Source organism: Nocardioides cavernae (genome assembly GCF_013410035.1).
GTDB lineage: Bacteria > Actinomycetota > Actinomycetes > Propionibacteriales > Nocardioidaceae > Nocardioides > Nocardioides cavernae_A.
The window spans coordinates 1,010,408-1,027,981 of the sequence record NZ_JACCBW010000002.1; the positions used below are offsets into that span (position 1 = coordinate 1,010,408).

Genomic DNA, 17,574 nt, shown 5'->3' on the forward strand with positions numbered 1-17,574 from the left:
GCCCGGTGGAGCCCGGCGAGGCTCAGTTCAGGTAGGAGTTCACCGTGATCGAGCCGTCGATGATGCCGGCCTTGACCGTCTCGAGCTCGTCGGCGAGCTCGGGGCTGACCTTGTCCTCGAAGTTGTGGAACGGCGCGATGCCGACCCCGTCGTTCTCGAGGGTGCCGATGTAGGGGGCGAAGTCGAAGTCGTCGCCGTCGGCCGACATCACGGCCTCGTAGGTCGAGACCTTCATGCCCTTGAGGATCGAGGTCATGACGTAGTCCTGGGTGGACGGGTCGGTCTCGTAGAGGTCGGCGTCGACGCCCACCATCGCGACGTCCTTGCCGGAGTCCTTGATGGCCGACACGGCACCCTGGTAGATCGGGCCGCCGACGGGGAGGACCACGTCGACGTCCTGGTCGAGGATCTGCTTGGCGGTGTTGGTCGCGGCCTCGTTGGCCTCGAAGCCACCGGTGAAGGAGCCGTCCTTGCCGTCCCAGCCGACGACCTCGACGTCCTTGCCGTTCTCCTCGGCGTAGTACTCGGCGCCCTGCTTGAAGCCGTCCATGAAGATCGTCACGGTCGGGAAGGGCAGACCGCCGTAGGTGCCGACCTTGCCGGTCTTGGTGTAGTCGGCGGCGGCGTAGCCGGCGAGGAACGCGGCCTGGGCGGTGTCGTAGAGGAGGGGCTTGATGTTGGGCTGGTCGGCCTTGCCGTCGAAGGTCTCGCCGTCGTCGCCGCCGTCGGCGGAGTCGTCGATGAGGACGTACTCGATGTCGGGGTTGGCGGCAGCGGACTCCTTGGTCGCCGCGGCGAGGGCGAAGCCGACGGTCACGATGACCGTGCAGCCCTGGCCGACGAGGCTCTCCAGGTTGGGGGCGTACTCGTTCTCGCTGTTGGACTCCACAGCGATGAGCTCGACGCCGAGCTCGTCGGCGGCCTGCTCGGCGCCCTCGAAGCCCAGCTGGTTGAACGACTTGTCGTCGAAACCACCGGCGTCGGAGACGATGCACGGCACGACGTCGCTCGTGGCCTCGCTGCTGCCGTTGTCGCTCCCGCTGTTGGTGTCTTCCTCGGGCGCGTCACCACACGCAGCCAGGGTCGCGGCCGTGAGCATGGCCACGAGGCCGCTCGCGACGACCTTCCTCGTCTTCAACACAAATGCCTCCAAGTTCGTGTCCCCTGGGTGGGGGCGCTTTCCGGGAGCATGATGCCTGCAGCGGGGCACCCCGTCACGGGGTTGGGGCCGTTCGAAACACGTTTGAGACCTAAAAGTCGCAGGACGACTTTCGGCGGAACCTGCCGATGACCGGCGCTTCGCCGTATGCGCCATAGTGTCGGCGTGGACGACAGTGCGCACGACCGGCTCGACGACGGCTTCGACCAGGCCGACTGGGACGCGCTCCGCGCGCAGGCGGTCGAGGTGATGGGCCGGGCCTACGCCCCCTACTCGACCTACCCGGTGGGCGCCGCGGCCCGCGTCGACGACGGGCGGGTCGTCGTCGGCTGCAACGTGGAGAACGCGGCCTACGGCGTGGTCCTGTGCGCCGAGTGCGGCGTGGTGTCGCAGCTGCACGCCACCGGCGGCGGGCGCCTGACCCACTTCGTGTGCGTCAACGGCGCGGGCGACATCATCATGCCGTGCGGCCGGTGCCGCCAGCTGCTGTTCGAGCACGGCGGCCGCGACCTGCTGCTGTGGACCGTCTCGGGCATCAAGCCCATGTCCGAGGTGCTGCCCGACGCCTTCGGACCCGATGACCTGGAAGGGATCAAGTAGTGGCCGCACACGACGCCGTCGAGGTCATCCTCGCCAAGCGCGACCAGCACGAGCTCACCGACAGCCAGATCGACTGGGTGATCGACGCCTACACGCGCGGCGACGTCGCCGACGAGCAGATGTCGGCCCTCGCGATGGCGATCCTGCTCAACGGGATGAATCGCAGCGAGATCTCGCGCTGGACCGCGGCGATGATCGCGTCGGGGGAGCGGATGGACTTCTCCGCGTTGTCGCGCCCGACCGCCGACAAGCACTCGACCGGCGGCGTGGGCGACAAGATCACGCTACCGCTGGCGCCGCTCGTCGCCTCGTGCGGCGTCGCCGTGCCGCAGCTGTCCGGGCGGGGCCTCGGCCACACGGGCGGCACCCTCGACAAGCTGGAGTCGATCCCCGGCTGGCGCGCGGCGCTGAGCAACGAGGAGATGTTCGCGATCCTCGAGGACGTCGGCGCGGTCATCTGCGCCGCCGGCGACGGGCTCGCGCCGGCCGACAAGAAGCTGTACGCCCTGCGCGACGTCACCGGCACCGTCGAGGCCATCCCACTGATCGCCAGCTCCATCATGAGCAAGAAGATCGCCGAGGGCACCGGAGCGCTGGTGCTCGACGTCAAGGTCGGCAGCGGCGCCTTCATGAAGGACCTCGACACCGCGCGCGAGCTCGCCGAGACGATGGTCGCCCTGGGCACCGACGCGGGCGTCCACACGGTCGCGCTGCTCACCGACATGGCGACCCCGCTCGGCCTGACTGCAGGCAACGCCGTCGAGGTGCAGGAGTCCGTCGACGTCCTCGCCGGGGGCGGACCCGCCGACGTGGTCGAGCTGACCCTGGCGCTGGCGCGCGAGATGCTCGCAGGCGCCGGGCGCGACGACGTGGACCCGGCCGACAAGCTCGCCGACGGCTCCGCGATGGACGTCTGGAAGCGGATGATCCGCGCCCAGGGCGGTGACCCGGAGGCGGCACTGCCGCAGGCGAGGGAGTCGCACGTCGTGACGGCGCCCGAGAGCGGCACGCTGACCCGTCTCGACGCGATGGCGGTCGGGATGGCCGCGTGGCGGCTCGGCGCGGGCCGCGCGCGCAAGGAGGACCCGGTGCAGGCCGGGGCGGGTGTGGTGTGGCACGCGCGTCCGGGCGACGCGGTGACCGAGGGCGAGCCGCTCTTCACGCTGCTCACCGACGAGCCGGAGCGCTTCGAGCGGGCGCTGGCCTCCCTCGAGGGCGGTTTCGACATCGGCGGCGGGGGCTCGTCCACCGCCGGCGACATCGTGCTCGACCGGGTCGGCTGACCCGCTCCCGCCGAGCCCGGACGGTCGTCAGCGGCCGGCACGGACCGTCACCAAGTCTGGCGAGTACCCGCGAGTAGCCGACCCCAGGGCGTGCGGGCGCGCGTACGTTCACCCGATCTCAGGGATCGGGGGATCTCGTATGTCCTTCCGCACACACGACCGGCACGGCTCCGTCGGAGCCGTGACCCCGGCGCTCGTGGCACTCCTGCTCGTCGTCGGCATGGCGTCCGGTGGGGCCGCCTCGTGGTTCGTGCTGACCCGCGACGACCCCGCCGCCACCGATCGCGTCCAGTGCGAGCGCGTCCACGACGTCGACCTGGCGGTCGCCGCGGAGATGTACGCCACCGTGGTGGCGGTGCTCGACGACCTCATCGCCGACTGCACGCGCGTGGAGCCCGTGATGCGTCCGGGGATCGAGGTCGCCGGCAGCGCGTCCCTGGGCGGCGGGCTCCCCGACATCTGGATCCCCGAGGCTCGGTTCCTGACCAGCAGGGCCTACCTCGGTGACGCGGCACGGGTGCGGGTGGTCGCGCGCAGCCTGGCCCGGACGCCCGTCCTCCTCGTCGGTGGCGCCGAGGCCACCCGGTACGCCTCGTGGCGCCAGGCCGAGTCGTCCGGCACGGTCTCCGTCCCCGACCCCCAGACGTCCGCCGTGGGCGCGCTGGCGGTGCTCGCTCCCCAGGCCGAGGCCCGCCAGAGCGGCGCGGACCCGGTGGAGGCGCGCTCCGCCCTGGTTCCGTTCGCCCAGACGTACGGCGCGCGCCGCTCCCGCGGGGCCGACGAGTCCGTGCGCCCGGGCATGTTCCCCCGCCGCTCGACGCGCCTCGTCGTGACCACCGAGCAGGCCCTGGTCGAGGTCGCCGGTCGCACTGACCTGCGGGACCTGACGCCGGGCACCGGCGCGCCCGTCCTCGACTTCCCGCTCGCCGTCGACGCCGACGCGGAGCCCGAGGCCCGCGAGGTCGCCCGCGAGCTCGCGGCGGCGCTCGCCGCGCCCGAGGGCCGCGAGGAGGTCCGGGGCGCCGGCCTGCGCCCGACCGCGGCGGCCGCGCCCCCCGGCGGCTCGGCGGTCGCAGCGACCCTGCAGCCGCCCTCCGCCGCCTCCATCGTCGCGACGGTGCAGTCGTGGCGCAGCTGGGCGATCCCCTCGTCGATCCTCACCGTCGTCGACGTGTCCGGCTCGATGGACGCGGACGCCGGGGGGCGCACCCGGATGGAACTGCTGGCCGAGGCGGCCGGGATCGGGCTGTCGTTCCTGCCCGACCACGCCCGCGTCGGACTCTGGGTCTTCTCCATCGACAAGGGCGGTCCGGGCCGCGACTGGCGCGAGCTCGAGCCGCTGCGGCGCCTCGACGACCTGCGCTTCGGGCGTACCCAGCGCTACGCACTGCGCGAGCGGGCCGCGGAGCTCCCGGCGCTCACCAGCGGCGGGACCGGGCTCTACGACACGGCGCTCGCGGCGTACGAGGAGGGGGTCAGGAAGTACCGCCCGCACTACTCCAACGCCGTCGTGCTGATGACGGACGGCCGCAACGAGGACCCCGGCTCCATCGGCCTCGACGCGCTCCTGGCCCGGCTGCGGGAGCTGCGCGACCCGCAACGACCGGTGCGCCTGGTGGGCATCGCGATCAGCCAGGACGCCGACCTCGCGGCACTGCGCCGCATCTCGCACACCACGGGTGGCGAGGCCTACCTCGCCGAGCGCCCGCAGGACGTGCTGGACGTGTTCGCCCAGGCGGTGCTGTCGCGGTAGGGGCGCAGCAGGTCAGGCGAGGAGCAGCACGACGTGCTGGGCCACGCAGGCCGGCTTGTCGTGACCCTCGATCTCGATCGTGTGCTCGATGACGAGCTGCTTGCCGGCGGGCAGGTCACGCACCTCGCCGAACCGCACGTGGGAGCGCAGGCGGCTGTCGACCGGCACCGGGCTGGGGAAGCGGACCTTCTCCAGGCCGTAGTTGAGCCGCGCGCCCGTGGTCTCGAACGCGAACACCTGGGACGCGAAGTGGGGCAGCAGGCTGAGGGTGAGGAAGCCGTGGGCGATGGTGGTGCCGAACGGCCCCGCGGCGGCGGCCTCGGCGTCGACGTGGATCCACTGGTGGTCGAGGGTGGCGTCGGCGAAGGCATCGATGCGGGCCTGGTCGACGGTGAGCCACTCGCTGGTGCCGATGTCGGTGCCGGAGGCAGCCGAGACCTCGTCGAGCGTGGTGAAGGTGCGCATGCCACGAACATAGTGCGCACTGGTTGGATGTGCCGGTGAGCACTCCCACCCGCGACCAGGTGCACGCGGCCCCCAAGGTCCTCCTGCACGACCACCTCGACGGCGGGCTGCGGCCCGGGACCATCGTCGAGCTCGCCGCGCAGATCGGCCACGAGCTGCCGGCCCCCGACGCCGCGTCCCTCGGGCAGTGGTTCGCCGAGTCCGCCGACTCCGGCTCGCTCGTGCGCTACCTCGAGACCTTCGACCACACCGTGGCGGTCATGCAGAACGGCCCGGCGATCTCCCGGGTCGCGCGCGAGTGCGTGGAGGACCTCGCCGCCGACGGCGTCGTCTACGCCGAGGTCCGCTACGCCCCCGAGCAGCACGTCAGCGGCGGGATGACCCTCGACGAGGTCGTCGCCGCGGTGCAGGAGGGCTTCGAGGCCGGGATGTCCGCCAGCGGCGGCCGCATCGTCGTGCGCCAGCTGCTGACCGCGATGCGCCACCAGGCCCGGTCCATGGAGATCGCCGAGCTCGCGATCGCGTGGCGTGACCGCGGCGTGGCCGGCTTCGACATCGCCGGGGCGGAGGCGGGCTTCCCGCCCACCCGGCACCTCGACGCCTTCGAGTACCTCCAGCGCGAGAACGCCCACTTCACCATCCACGCCGGTGAGGCGTTCGGGCTGCCGTCCATCTGGGAGGCGCTGCAGTGGTGCGGCGCCGACCGGCTCGGCCACGGCGTGCGCATCATCGACGACATCACCGTGGGCGACGACGGGTCCGTCGAGCTGGGCCGGCTCGCGGCCTACGTGCGCGACAAGCGCATCCCCCTCGAGATGTGCCCGAGCTCCAACATCCAGACCGGCGCCGCGGAGTCCTTCGCTGAGCACCCGATCGGGCTGCTGACCGAGCTCCGGTTCCGCGTGACGGTCAACACCGACAACCGCCTGATGAGCGGCACCTCGATGACCCAGGAGATGTTCGGCCTGGTCGAGGCGTTCGACCACACGCTCGAGGACCTGCGCTGGTTCACGATCAACGCGATGAAGTCGGCCTTCCTGCCCTTCGACGAGCGCCTCGCGATCATCGAGGGCGTCATCAAGCCGGGCTACGCCGAGCTCATCGCCGCCCGGCCGTGAGCTCGGCGTAGGCCTGGTCGCCGGTGGCCTTCCGGCAGCCCTGCCGCAGCGCGTGCGCGACGACGCGCTGCTGGTCGCGCATCAGCGCCAGCCCACGACGTACGAGCACCAGCGGCGGCTTGCGGTGCTCGCGGAGGTCGCGGGTCAGGCGCCGCCAGAAGGTGACGAGCGGGTGCTGGGTGATGCAGTACGCCGCGGCGAGGATCCCCGCCTCGCGGCACGCCGCCACCACCTCGGGCGCGAAGATGCCCTCGGCGACGAAGAGGTCGCTGCCGGCGAGGTCGACCGTGCGGGAGCCGCACCGGCCGTTCTGGGCGATCTCGTAGATCGGCACCTCGCTGCGCCCGGTCGCGCAGAGCTCGCGCAGCGCCGCGAGCGCGTCGGCCTCGTGCCACGAGTCGGGGTGGTCCCAGTCGACGAGGCCCGCGTTGGCGCCCGTCGTGATGCGGGGGAGCGTGGGGTCGTCGCCGTCCTTGTAGAAGTCGTCGAGACGGAGGACCGGGAGCCCGAGCCGCTCGGCGAGACGGGACTTCCCGGCCCCGCTGGGTCCGGCCAGGACGACCACCTGGGCAGTGCTCATTTCGTTACGAACTCATTTCCTCGTTCGGCCACGCACGCTGGGACTGGAGATTAGTGTCGCCCAGACCTTTGTTTTGACAGTTCCTGTGGGAGGACTGATATGAGTCTTGACGACTCGACCACGCCCGAGAGCACGACGTCCGGCGACGCCAACGGCCGCTCCGGCCGGACCTGGCTGCTCGTCGGCCTTGCCTTGGTGCTCGTCGCCGGCCTGGGCGGCTGGTTCGCGCTCAACGGCGGCGGAGCCGAGGCCGACGGCCCGGACTGCGTCAAGGACGAGGTCTCGCTGACCACGGCCCCCGTGATGGAGCCGCTGGTGCGCAAGGCCGTCAAGACGGTCACGGACGCCGAGCCGTGCATCGACATCGAGGTCACCGCGGGCACCGTGAAGGACGTCGTCGCGCTGCTCGGCGACCCCGAGGCCCAGCTCCCCGAGATCTGGATCCCCGACAGCCCGACCTGGAAGGGCCAGCTGACCAGCGCCGGCTGGAGCGGCACCCCCATCTCCGAGGTGCTCGCGCAGACCCCGGTCGGCCTCATCGGCGGCCCCGCCGCCAAGGCGCCGGCGTCGTGGGCGGGTGCCCTCGACGGCGGCAACCTCGCGATGGCCGACCCGAGCGCCGAGGGCGCCTCCGCCCTCGCGCTGCTCGCGCCGTACGCCGAGATGAAGAAGACCGGCGAGACCCCGGTCTCGATCGAGGAGAAGACCGTCCCGGTCGCCCAGACCTACGGCGAGCGCGCCGTGTCCGGTGGCTCGACCGAGACCGACCTGTCGAGCATCACCGCCTCGAGCACCGCCCTCGTGCCCGCGACCGAGCAGGCCTACCTGGCCGCGCGTCGCGGCAACGACCAGCTCAACCTCGTGGCGCCGCAGACCGGCGTGCCGATGCTGAAGTTCCCGCTGGTGTCGGTCAACCGGGCCAACTCCGACATCCTCGCCTCGCGGCGTGACGTCTCGGCCCGTGTCGGTCGCGCGCTGACCCGCTGGTTCGAGTCGAGCGCCGGCGTCGCTGCCGTCGCCGAGGCCGAGCTCCGCGGCCCGGACGGCGCCGCGCTGCCCAACGAGATCGGCCTGGGCAACGCCCAGGTGCTCAGCACGGTCGCGCAGAAGACCACCGACGACACCCTGCGCCAGTGGCGCGTGCTGTCGGTGCCGTCGAGCATCCTCGCGGTGGTCGACCTGTCCGGCTCGATGAAGATGATGCTCGGCGACGTCTCCCGCGTGCAGCTGGCGGTCAACGCTTCGCAGATCGCCCTCGACGCCTTCCCGGCCCAGGCGCGCATCGGCATCTGGGGCTTCTCGAAGAACCGCGGCGAGAACGGCGCCTCGTGGGCCGAGTACGCCGCGCTGGACCGCCTCGACGCCCCCGCCGAGAACGGCCAGACCCACGGCGACGTGGTGCGGGCCGAGGCCGACGCCCTCGTCGGTCGCGTCAAGGGCGGCACCGGCGTCATGGACACGACGCTGGCCGCGTACAAGCACGCCCAGGAGAAGTGGGACCCGGCGTGGTTCAACTCCGTCGTGATCTTCACCGACGGCGCGAGCGACGACACCAGCTCGCTGTCGCTCGACGCACTGGTCAACCAGCTCAAGTCGCTGCGCGACCCGGCCAAGCCCGTGAAGGTGATCATCATCGGCATCTCCGAGGACGCCGACACCGGTGAGCTCGAGCAGATCGCCGCGGCGACGGGGGGCCAGAACTACCTGGTGAACAACCCCAACGAGATCCTCGGCGTGCTGGCCTCGGCCCTGCTGAACCGCTGACCGACCTCAGACCCGCCACGTACGAAGGCCCCCGGAGACTCCTCCGGGGGCCTTTGTCGTGACCAGCTGCGGCACCTTGTCAGGCTCTCGCTGACGTTGTCGGCCGGTGCAACGCCTGACAACGTCAGCGATCCCCGGTCGGCCGGGGATCCCTCCACCCGCGGGTCAGGGCCGCGCTCAGACGCCGATCGGGTGCCAGACCGTCTTGGTCTCGAGGAACTGCGTCATCCGGTCGAGCCCGGGCTCGGCGAGCCAGTCGGTGTCCGGGGCGGGTCGGCGCACGCGCTTGAGGTTGTCGGCGGCCGCGACCTCGAGCTCGGTGGCGAGCTCGGCGTCCTCGACGCCGGTCAGGTCGATGCCGTTGACGTCCATGTGCGAGGCCAGCCACGGCGCGATCTCGGCCTGCGAGCCGGTCAGCACGTTGACGACGCCGCCCGGCAGGTCGCTGGTGGCCATAACCTCGCCGAGGGTGATCGCCGGCAGCGGGTGGTCCTCGCTGGCGATGACGACCACCGTGTTCCCGGTGACGACGAGCGGAGCGACGACGCTCACCAGCCCCAGGAGCGGACCGCGCGGGGCGACGACGGCGATGACGCCGCTGGGCTCGGGGGTGGAGAGGTTGAAGTAGGGGCCGGCGACGGGGTTGGCGTTGCCGACGACCTGGGTGATCTTGTCGGCCCACCCGGCGTACCAGACGAGGCGGTCGATCGCGGCGTCGACCGCGGCGCGCGCCTTGGCGGGGCTCACGCCCTCCGAGGCGCGGATCTCGGCCTCGAACTGCTCGCGGCGGCCCTCGAGGACCTCGGCGATGCGGTAGACGACCTGCGCGCGGTTGTACGCCGTACGCCCGGACCAGCCGCCGAAGGCTGCGCGGGCGGCCACGACGGCGTCGCGGGCGTCCTTGCGGGAGGCCTGGGCGGCGTTGGCGAGGAGCTTGCCCCTGGCGTCGTTGACGACGTAGGAGCGCCCCGACTCCGAGCGGGGGAACTGACCGCCGATGTAGAGCTTGTAGGTCTTGCGGACATCGATGCGCGACATCAGCGGTCCCCTCCCGTCGTGATGGGCTTGAGGTAGCCCTCGAGCCCGTGGCGCCCGCCCTCGCGGCCGTAGCCGGACTCCTTGTAGCCGCCGAACGGCGAGGTCGGGTCGAACTTGTTGAACGTGTTGGCCCACACCACGCCGGCCCGGAGGCGGTTGGCCATGGACAGGATGCGCGAGCCCTTGTCGGTCCACACGCCGGCGGACAGGCCGAACGGGGTGTTGTTGGCCTTCTCGACCGCCTCGGACGGCGTGCGGAAGGTCAGCACCGACAGGACGGGGCCGAAGATCTCCTCGCGGGCGATCCGGTGGGCCTGCGAGACGCCGGTGAAGACGGTCGGGGCGAACCAGTAGCCGTTGGCGGGCAGCTCGCACGGCGCGGACCACCGCTCGGCTCCCTCGGCCTCGCCGATCTCGGAGAGCTCGCGGATCTTGGCGAGCTGCTCGGCGGAGTTGATCGCGCCGACGTCGGTGTTCTTGTCGAGCGGGTCGCCCACGCGCAGCGTCGCCATGCGGCGCTTGAGGCGGGCCATCACCTCGTCGGCGACGGACTCCTGCACCAACAGGCGCGAGCCGGCGCAGCAGACGTGGCCCTGGTTGAAGAAGATGCCGTTGACGATGCCCTCGACGGCCTGGTCGAGCGGCGCGTCGTCGAAGACGATGTTGGCCGCCTTGCCCCCGAGCTCGAGGGTGACCTTCTTGTCGCTGCCGGCGACCGCACGCGCGATGGCCTTGCCGACCTCGGTCGAGCCGGTGAAGGCGACCTTGTCGACGTCGGGGTGCGACACGATCGCCCGGCCGGTGTCGCCGGCGCCGGTCACGATGTTGACGACACCCGGAGGGAGGTCGGCCTGCTGGCAGATCTCGGCGAAGAGCAGCGCCGTCAGCGGCGTCGTCTCGGCGGGCTTGAGCACGACCGTGTTGCCACAGGCCAGGGCGGGGGCGATCTTCCACGCGAGCATCAGCAGCGGGAAGTTCCAGGGGATGACCTGCCCGGCGACGCCCAGCGGGGTCTCGCCGTAGCCGGCGTACTTCAGCTTGTCGGCCCAGCCGGCGTAGTAGAAGAAGTGCGCGGCGACGATCGGCACGTCGACGTCGCGGGACTCCTTGATCGGCTTCCCGTTGTCGATCGACTCCAGCACGGCGAGCTCGCGGCCGCGCTCCTGGATGATCCGGGCGATGCGGTAGAGGTACTTCGCGCGCTCGGCCCCGGACATCCGCGACCAGACGCGGGTGTACGCCCGGCGGGCGGCCTTGACGGCCTCGTCGACGTCGGTGTCGCTGGCCTCCGCGACCTCGGCGAGCACCTCCTCGGTGGCCGGGTTGACGGTCTTGAAGGACGTGCCGCGCCCGTCGGTGAACTCGCCGTTGATGAACAGGCCGTAGGACGGCTTGATGTCGACGACGGCGCGCGACTCGGGTGCGGGGGCGTACTCGAACACGTTGCTCATCGGCCTCAGTCCAGCGTGAAGTAGTCGGGACCGGAGTAGCGGCCGGTCGTCATCTTGGTGCGCTGCATCAGCAGGTCGTTGAGCAGCGTGGAGGCGCCGAAGCGGAACCAGTCGGGGTCGAGCCAGTCCTCGCCGCAGATCTCGTTGACCATCACGAGGTACTTGATGGCGTCCTTGGTGGTCTTGATGCCGCCGGCGGGCTTCACGCCCACCATCTGGCCGGTCTGGTCGCGGAAGTCGCGGACCGCCTCGAGCATGATCAGCGTGACGGGCAGCGTCGCGGCAGGCTGCACCTTGCCGGTGGAGGTCTTGATGAAGTGGCCGCCGGCCATCATCGCCAGCCAGCTCGCGCGCCGGACGTTGTCGTAGGTCTGCAGCTCGCCGGTCTCGAAGATCACCTTGAGGTGGGCGCTCGTCCCGTCGGGCCTGGCACAGGCCTCGCGGACCTGGGCGATCTCGTCGTGGACGTCGAGGTAGCGACCGGAGAGGAACGCGCCGCGGTCGATGACCATGTCGATCTCGTCGGCCCCGGCCTCGACGGCGTCGCGGGTGTCGGCGAGCTTGATGTCCATCGCCGCGCGCCCGCTCGGGAACGCCGTCGCGACCGCCGCGACGTGCACGCCGCTGTCGCCGAGGGTCTGCTTCGCGGTGGCGACCATGTCGGGGTAGACGCACACGGCCGCGGTGGCCGGGCACGTCGGGTCGGCGGGGTCGGGGCGCATCGCCTTGGAGGCCAGCGCCCGCACCTTGCCGTGGGTGTCCTGGCCCTCGAGCGTGGTGAGGTCGACCATGCGGATGGCCAGGTCGATCGCCCAGGCCTTCGACGTGGTCTTGATGGACCGGGTGCCGAGACCGGCGGCGCGAGCCTCGCAGCCGACCTGGTCGACCCCGGGGAGGCCGTGGAGGAATCGGCGGAGGGAGGAGTCCGAGCGCACGATGTCGTCGAAGACCCCTGAGCTCGCCGTTGAGCTGGCAGTCACCGACCCAGCATAGGGTTGGCCCCGAGGGCCCGGCCAACCCGCACGGGCCCAATGTCTGCTCAAATCGACGAGGTGAACATGGCACGGCTGCCCGACGAGCGCGAGTCCGTGGTCGAGCGCTTCGACGCCACCAGCGGGCGCGTGTCGGGCTGGATGACGGTGGTGCTCTGCGCGCTGCTGGTCGTCGCCGGGCTCGTCTACCTCGACGACGGCTTCCCCGCCTGGGTCGCGGCTGCGGGACTGCTGGTGGGGGTCCTGGCCTGGGCCGCGATGCTCCGCCCCGCGCTGTGGGTGACCGAGGAGCACCTCGTCATGCGCAACCTCGCCGAGACCGTCCACGTCCGCCTCGCCGCCATCGAGGAGATGGCGGTGCGCCAGGTCCTCGCCGTCCGGGCGGGTGACCGGCGCTACGTGTCCACCGTCCTCGGGCGCACCTGGCGCAAGGCGCTGCTGACCCGACGCTCCGGACCCGCCGAGGGCGGCCCCCGCGAGGGCATGCTCTACGTCGACTGGGCGGAGAACCGGCTCCACGAGCTGGTCGACCTCGCCCGCCGGCGCGCGGGCGTACGGGCCGGGTCGAAGGAGCAGCTGGCGCTGCCCGACCCCGTACGCCGCGAGCCGGACCTCGTGCCCCTCGTGCTGGTCGCGGTCGCCGCGCTCCTGCTCGTCGTCAGCTTCTTCGTCTGACCGGGCGTCACGCCCGTCGGGCCGCCGCCGGCGTCCCGGGGGTCGGCCACCAGCGGGCCACGACCGCCGACTGCCCGAGCGTCCAGGTCTGGCTGCAGACCCAGTAGACGAGGAGCGCCACGGGCACGACCCCGCCGGCCAGGAGCAGGCCGCCCGCGGACAGGGCGGGCATGACCCGCTGCGCGGCGAGGACCGCCTCGGGCATCCCCTCGAGCGGCGTGTTGGGCGCGACGACGTACCGCTGGGTGACGTACGACAGCAGTGCCGCCGTCACCGCCAGCCCCGCCACGACGGCGACGTGCGCCGCCCCGGGGCCGACGTAGCCGTGCCCGGCCAGCGAGACGCCGACGATCGACGCCGCGCCGAACGACGACACCAGGCCGGCGTCCATCGCGCCGACGACCGTGCCGGACGCGACGTCGGAGACGAGGTGGTAGAGAGCGACCCACACGGGCAGCTGGACGAGCACGGGCAGGCAGCCCAGCCGGCTGACGCCGTGCTCGGCGGACACCGTGCGGCGCTCGTCCAGGTGCGCCCGGACGCTGTCGGCGTCGGTACGCCCCCGGTAGCGCTCGGCGATGCCCCGCAGGTGCGGCCGGGCGCGGGCGGCGGCGTGCGCCTGGCGTACGCCGTGCACGACGAACGGCAGCAGCAGGAGGCGGACGAGGAGCACGAGCGAGGCCGTGGCCAGCACCCACGTGGCGGCACCGTCCGGTGCCGCGCCGAGGGAGGTCAGGGCGTGGTGGGCGGTCGCGAGGACCGCGGCGAGGGCGTGCGAGATCGGTTCGAGCAGGGACATGCGGGCTCCTGGGTCCAGGGAGGGGAGGGACGGTCGTCGTCCTCGCGCGGGGCGAGGGGTCAGACGAGTCCAGGAGCGCGCGGACGTACCGGGTGGTGGACCACGTCGGTGGTGCGCCCGGGCAGCACGAGCGGCACGGAACCCGCCCGGCGTCGCGGACGCAGCGCGCGCAGCGTCGCGTCGGGCACCACGGCCGGGGCGTGGACGCCCATCAGCGCCGTGGCGGCGGCGAGCGCCGCGAGGACCAGCACGGCCTCGGTGGGCATGGTCGGGGCCAGCGAGGCGGCGACGACGAAGGACGCCATCGCCAGCAGCAGGGTCCGGACCATGGCGACAGCGTAGACGCCCGCCGGTCGCCTCAGCGCAGCTCGAACGCGCCCAGGTCGGTGGGTCCCACGCGAGGGCGGCGTACGGCAGCGGCGGGTGGGGCGTACTCCCAGCGGGGCCGCCACCGCCGCGGGACGGCCACGCCGCGGTCGACGGCGGGTGAGGAGGCGAGCAGCCGGAAGTCCTCGGCCGACGCGTCGACGAAGCCGCTCGTGCCGACGCGGCGGTTGGCCCGCGCGGCGGCTGGACCGGTGCTCAGGTCCCCGGGACCGACGAGCAGGTTGTTGCGCAGCGTGGCCCGGGCGCCGTCGGCGACCACGACGAAGGTGCCGGAGGTGCGGCGGTTGACGAAGGTGTTGTTGACGACCCACAGCCGGCGGTCCGGGTGGGTCAGGCCCTCGGCCCCGTAGGAGACGAGGGCGGGGTTCTCCGAGCGCGGGCCCTGCACGACCACGTTGCCGGCGACGAGCGCCCGCCCACCGTCGGGGAGGTCGATGGAGTAGCTCGCGGTGGTGTCCCCGTCGCTGATCCGGTTGCCGACGATGGTGGTGCGGGCGGCCCGTGACTTCAGCTCGTGGCCGGTGTCGGCGCCGGCGAACCAGCTGCCCGTGACCGTCAGCGAGCGGACCGCGCCGACGTAGAGGTTGTGCGAGTAGCCGTCGCCGTGCCCGTTGCGGAAGAACCGCGAGCGGCGGATGACGATGTCGCTGGCGGGATCGGCCCCGGTCAGGATGCCGTTCTCGTTGTCGTGGAACCAGCTGCGGGTGACCGTGAGCCCGGTGCCCTCCTGCCGAATGCCGGCCCCGTTGAGGTCGGCGACCGCCGCGCCGCTCAGCTCGACGCGGTCGATGCGCGTCCGGTCGCCCGCCACGACCCAGATCGCCTTGCCCTGCGCGTCGTTGCCGTCGGCGCGCAGGTGGGCGCGGCCGCCGTCGCCGCGGATGGTGAGGTCGTCCTGCGTCCAGGTGGCGACGTCGCCGGAGTAGGTGCCGGCGTCGATGAGGACCGTGTCGCCGTCGCGGGCCACCGCGGCCGCCTGGCTCGGGAGCGTCAGCGCCCGGTCCGGCCCGACCCGCCACGTCCGCGGCGCGCGCTCGTCGTGCGCCGCGGGTGCGGCGTGCGCGGCCCCGCCCGCCACCGCGAGGACGGCGGCGAGGGCGACGAGGGCGTGCCCCGGGCGCACCTCAGGCACCGAACGCCGCGCCCCGCAGGTCCGCCTTGATGGCGTCGAGCCTGCCGGCCGCCTGGATGCGCGCCGCGTCGACGCCGCCCTCGTCCGCGCCGTCGCCGACGGGGACGACCACCTCGAGGTAGCACTTCACCTTGGGCTCGGTGCCGCTCGGCCGGACGATCACCCGGGCACCCTCGGCCAGCGAGTAGCGCAGGCCGTCGGTCGGGGGGAGGGTCTCGGTGCCCTCGGACAGGTCCTCGGCCTTCTCCACCGCGAGACCGCCGAGGGTGGTCGGGGGAGTGGCGCGCAGCCGGTCCATCGTGGCCGCGATGTCGGCGAGGTCCTCGAAGCGCACCGACAGCTGGTCGGTCGCGTGCAGGCCGTGGCGGTGCGCGATGTCGTCGAGGACGTCGGTCAGGCCGCGGCCCTCCGCCTTGGCCTGCGCGGCGAGCTCGCAGACGAGCAGCAGCGCCGAGACGCCGTCCTTGTCCCGCACGTGCTCGGGGTCGCAGCAGTAGCCCAGCGCCTCCTCGTAGCCGAACGCCAGGCCCTCGACGCGCCCGATCCACTTGAACCCGGTCAGCGTCTCCTCGTGGGGCTGTCCGGCGGCGGCGGCCATCTTGCCGAGCAGGCTGGAGGACACGATCGAGTTGGCGTACGTCCCCTGCCGCCCGCGGGCGAGCAGGTGGTGGGCGAGCAGGGCCCCCACCTCGTCGCCGCGGAGCATCCGCCAGCCGTGGGCGTCGGGGACGGCGACGGCGCACCGGTCGGCGTCGGGGTCGTTGGCCACGACGAGGTCGGCGCGGGTCTGCGACGCGAGCTCCATCGCGAGGTCCATCGCGCCCGGCTCCTCCGGATTGGGGAAGGACACGGTCGGGAAGTCGGGGTCGGGGTGCTCCTGCTGCTCGACGACGTGCGGGGCGTCGAACCCGGCCGTCTCCAGCACCTGCGCGACGGTCGTCCCCCCGACGCCGTGCAGCGGCGTGTAGACGATGGCGAGGTCGCGCGGACCGTCCTCGGCGAGGCCGGCGACGGTGTCGAGGTAGCGGTCGACGATGTCCTCGCCGACCAGGCGGCCGGCGTCACCGCGCGGCAGGTCGGCCAGTGGGCCGACGGCGGCGATCCTCCGGGCGATCTCGACGTCCGCCGGGGGCACGATCTGGCTGCCGTCGCCGAGGTAGACCTTGTAGCCGTTGTCCTGCGGCGGGTTGTGGCTCGCGGTCACCATCACGCCGGCGACGCAGCCCAGCTCACGGATCGCGAACGCCAGCAGGGGCGTGGGCAGCGTGCGCGGCATGACCAGCGCCCGGAAGCCGGCCCCGGTCATGATCTCGGCGGTGTCGCGCGCGAAGACGTCGGAGTTGTGACGCGCGTCGAAGCCGATGACCACCGAGCCCCCGGCGTGCCCGGTGTCGCGGAGGTACGCCGCCAGTCCGGCCGCGGCCCGGGTGACGACGACGCGGTTCATCCGGTTGGGTCCGGCGCCGAGCGCTCCCCGCAGGCCGGCCGTGCCGAACTCCAGCGTCCCGGAGAACCGGTCGGCGAGGTCCGTCTCCTCGCCGCGCCCGGCGGCCGCGACGAGGGCCTCGAGCTCCGCGCGGGTCTGCTCGTCGGGGTCCTCCGCGGCCCATGCGCGGGCGGCCTCGAGCAGGTCGGTCTGGGTGGTCTCGGCGGTCATGGACGCACGCTATCCCCACCGCCTGGTCGCTGTCGGTGGGCGGTGCCACGATCGGGGCATGATCGATCACCTGGGCATCAACTGCACCGACCTCGACCGGGCCGCCGCCTTCTACGACCGGGTCCTCGGAGTCCTGGGCCACCGCCGGGTCATGGACGTCGGCGTGGCCATCGGCTACGGCACCGAGGAGCCGGACTTCTGGATCGGCACCTTCGAGGGCGTCGGCCCCAACCGCGAGGTCCACGTCGCCTTCCGGGCGCCCGACGCGGCCACGGTCCGCGCCTGGCACGCCGAGGCCGTCGCCGCGGGGGCGGAGTCGCTCCACGAGCCGCGCCTCTGGCCGGAGTACCACCCGGCCTACTACGGCGCCTTCGTCCGCGACACCGAGGGCAACAACATCGAGGCGGTGTGCCACACGGGCGACAGCTGACCGCGGGTCAGCGGAGCCGCACCAGTTGGTGGGTGTCGCGCAGCTTGGTGACCACCGCGGTGCACGACTCAGCAAACGCCTTGAAAGAGGCGTGCCCGAGCGTCTTCTCGTCGAATGCCGGATCAATCCGCTCATCTGACTCTTGAGGGCTGCGGCGTAGACCCAGCCGTCGTCGGTCTTCTTGGCGACCTTGAGGGTTCGGACCAGCAGAGCCTGGGCGGCTTCGTGCCCATTCGTCGCGGACGCAGATGTCGCATCCGCGGCATCTCCCGACGCCTGGACTGCTTCGGC

Annotated in this window: 17 protein-coding genes; 7 read left to right on the forward strand and 10 right to left on the reverse strand. The window is 72.5% G+C overall.

What is annotated here, in order from left to right; translation table 11 throughout:
- Positions 1-22: 22 nt before the first annotated feature.
- Positions 23-1,141 (reverse strand): BMP family lipoprotein, encoded by a 1,119-nt coding sequence (locus F4692_RS12340; RefSeq protein ID WP_308645281.1) that lies wholly within the window; start codon positions 1,139-1,141, stop codon positions 23-25.
- 183 nt (positions 1,142-1,324) lie between these two features.
- Here F4692_RS12340 and F4692_RS12345 point away from each other — a divergent pair, with 183 nt between their 5' ends.
- The 3 genes from F4692_RS12345 to F4692_RS12355 all read left to right on the forward strand — a co-directional run bounded on the left by F4692_RS12345 (position 1,325) and on the right by F4692_RS12355 (position 4,795).
- Positions 1,325-1,759 (forward strand): cytidine deaminase, encoded by a 435-nt coding sequence (locus tag F4692_RS12345; protein ID WP_308645282.1) that lies wholly within the window; start codon positions 1,325-1,327, stop codon positions 1,757-1,759.
- Positions 1,759-3,042 carry a thymidine phosphorylase gene (locus F4692_RS12350; protein ID WP_179619919.1) on the forward strand — a complete coding sequence of 428 codons (1,284 nt, stop codon included), beginning with the start codon at positions 1,759-1,761 and terminating at the stop codon, positions 3,040-3,042. Before F4692_RS12345 ends, F4692_RS12350 begins: the two co-directional genes overlap by 1 nt.
- 139 nt (positions 3,043-3,181) lie before the next feature.
- A complete protein-coding gene (locus F4692_RS12355; protein WP_179619920.1) occupies positions 3,182-4,795 on the forward strand; it encodes a VWA domain-containing protein in 1,614 nt (537 codons plus the stop codon).
- 12 nt (positions 4,796-4,807) lie between these two features.
- Here the strand turns inward: F4692_RS12355 and F4692_RS12360 are convergent, their stop codons facing one another.
- Positions 4,808-5,260 (reverse strand): MaoC family dehydratase, encoded by a 453-nt coding sequence (locus F4692_RS12360; RefSeq protein ID WP_179619921.1) that lies wholly within the window; start codon positions 5,258-5,260, stop codon positions 4,808-4,810.
- Positions 5,261-5,295: 35 nt separating this feature from the next.
- Between F4692_RS12360 and F4692_RS12365 the strand changes: the two genes are divergently transcribed.
- Positions 5,296-6,378 carry an adenosine deaminase gene (locus tag F4692_RS12365; RefSeq protein ID WP_308645283.1) on the forward strand — a complete coding sequence of 361 codons (1,083 nt, stop codon included), beginning with the start codon at positions 5,296-5,298 and terminating at the stop codon, positions 6,376-6,378.
- Here F4692_RS12365 and F4692_RS12370 read toward each other — a convergent pair.
- The gene (locus F4692_RS12370) at positions 6,359-6,958 is read right to left on the reverse strand and encodes an ATP-binding protein (RefSeq protein WP_179619923.1); all 600 of its coding nucleotides are present in this window, start codon (positions 6,956-6,958) and stop codon (positions 6,359-6,361) included. The two genes, F4692_RS12365 and F4692_RS12370, sit on opposite strands and share 20 nt — an antisense overlap.
- 99 nt (positions 6,959-7,057) lie before the next feature.
- Between F4692_RS12370 and F4692_RS12375 the strand changes: the two genes are divergently transcribed.
- Positions 7,058-8,722 carry a substrate-binding domain-containing protein gene (locus tag F4692_RS12375; protein ID WP_179619924.1) on the forward strand — a complete coding sequence of 555 codons (1,665 nt, stop codon included), beginning with the start codon at positions 7,058-7,060 and terminating at the stop codon, positions 8,720-8,722.
- A gap of 177 nt (positions 8,723-8,899) precedes the next feature.
- On the opposite strand, the gene F4692_RS12380 is transcribed toward F4692_RS12375, so the two are convergent.
- The 3 genes from F4692_RS12380 to deoC are packed head-to-tail and all read right to left on the reverse strand — an operon-like array spanning position 8,900 to position 12,191.
- Complete coding sequence (locus F4692_RS12380; protein ID WP_179619925.1) at positions 8,900-9,760, reverse strand: aldehyde dehydrogenase family protein; 861 nt, start codon at positions 9,758-9,760, stop codon at positions 8,900-8,902.
- Positions 9,760-11,211, reverse strand: coding sequence for an aldehyde dehydrogenase family protein (locus tag F4692_RS12385; RefSeq protein WP_218858407.1), 1,452 nt, complete (start codon positions 11,209-11,211; stop codon positions 9,760-9,762). The genes F4692_RS12380 and F4692_RS12385 overlap by 1 nt, the downstream gene beginning before the upstream one ends.
- Before the next feature lie 5 nt (positions 11,212-11,216).
- A complete protein-coding gene (deoC, locus tag F4692_RS12390; RefSeq protein WP_179619926.1) occupies positions 11,217-12,191 on the reverse strand; it encodes a deoxyribose-phosphate aldolase in 975 nt (324 codons plus the stop codon).
- A 78-nt stretch (positions 12,192-12,269) separates the two neighbouring features.
- Between deoC and F4692_RS12395 the strand changes: the two genes are divergently transcribed.
- Positions 12,270-12,878 carry a hypothetical protein gene (locus F4692_RS12395; RefSeq protein WP_179619927.1) on the forward strand — a complete coding sequence of 203 codons (609 nt, stop codon included), beginning with the start codon at positions 12,270-12,272 and terminating at the stop codon, positions 12,876-12,878.
- Between the two features lie 7 nt (positions 12,879-12,885).
- Here F4692_RS12395 and yidC read toward each other — a convergent pair whose 3' ends face one another.
- The 4 genes from yidC to F4692_RS12415 are packed head-to-tail and all read right to left on the reverse strand — an operon-like array spanning position 12,886 to position 16,853.
- Positions 12,886-13,677, reverse strand: coding sequence for a membrane protein insertase YidC (yidC, locus tag F4692_RS12400; RefSeq protein ID WP_179619928.1), 792 nt, complete (start codon positions 13,675-13,677; stop codon positions 12,886-12,888).
- 59 nt (positions 13,678-13,736) lie between these two features.
- Positions 13,737-14,006, reverse strand: coding sequence for a hypothetical protein (locus tag F4692_RS12405; RefSeq protein ID WP_179619929.1), 270 nt, complete (start codon positions 14,004-14,006; stop codon positions 13,737-13,739).
- A gap of 29 nt (positions 14,007-14,035) precedes the next feature.
- Complete coding sequence (locus F4692_RS12410) at positions 14,036-15,196, reverse strand: right-handed parallel beta-helix repeat-containing protein (protein ID WP_179619930.1); 1,161 nt, start codon at positions 15,194-15,196, stop codon at positions 14,036-14,038.
- Positions 15,189-16,853 (reverse strand): phospho-sugar mutase, encoded by a 1,665-nt coding sequence (locus F4692_RS12415; protein ID WP_179619931.1) that lies wholly within the window; start codon positions 16,851-16,853, stop codon positions 15,189-15,191. Before F4692_RS12415 ends, F4692_RS12410 begins: the two co-directional genes overlap by 8 nt.
- A 58-nt stretch (positions 16,854-16,911) precedes the next feature.
- Between F4692_RS12415 and F4692_RS12420 the strand changes: the two genes are divergently transcribed.
- Positions 16,912-17,283: a VOC family protein gene (locus F4692_RS12420; protein WP_179619932.1), complete on the forward strand. Its 372-nt coding sequence runs from the start codon at positions 16,912-16,914 to the stop codon at positions 17,281-17,283.
- Positions 17,284-17,574 lie beyond the last annotated feature (291 nt).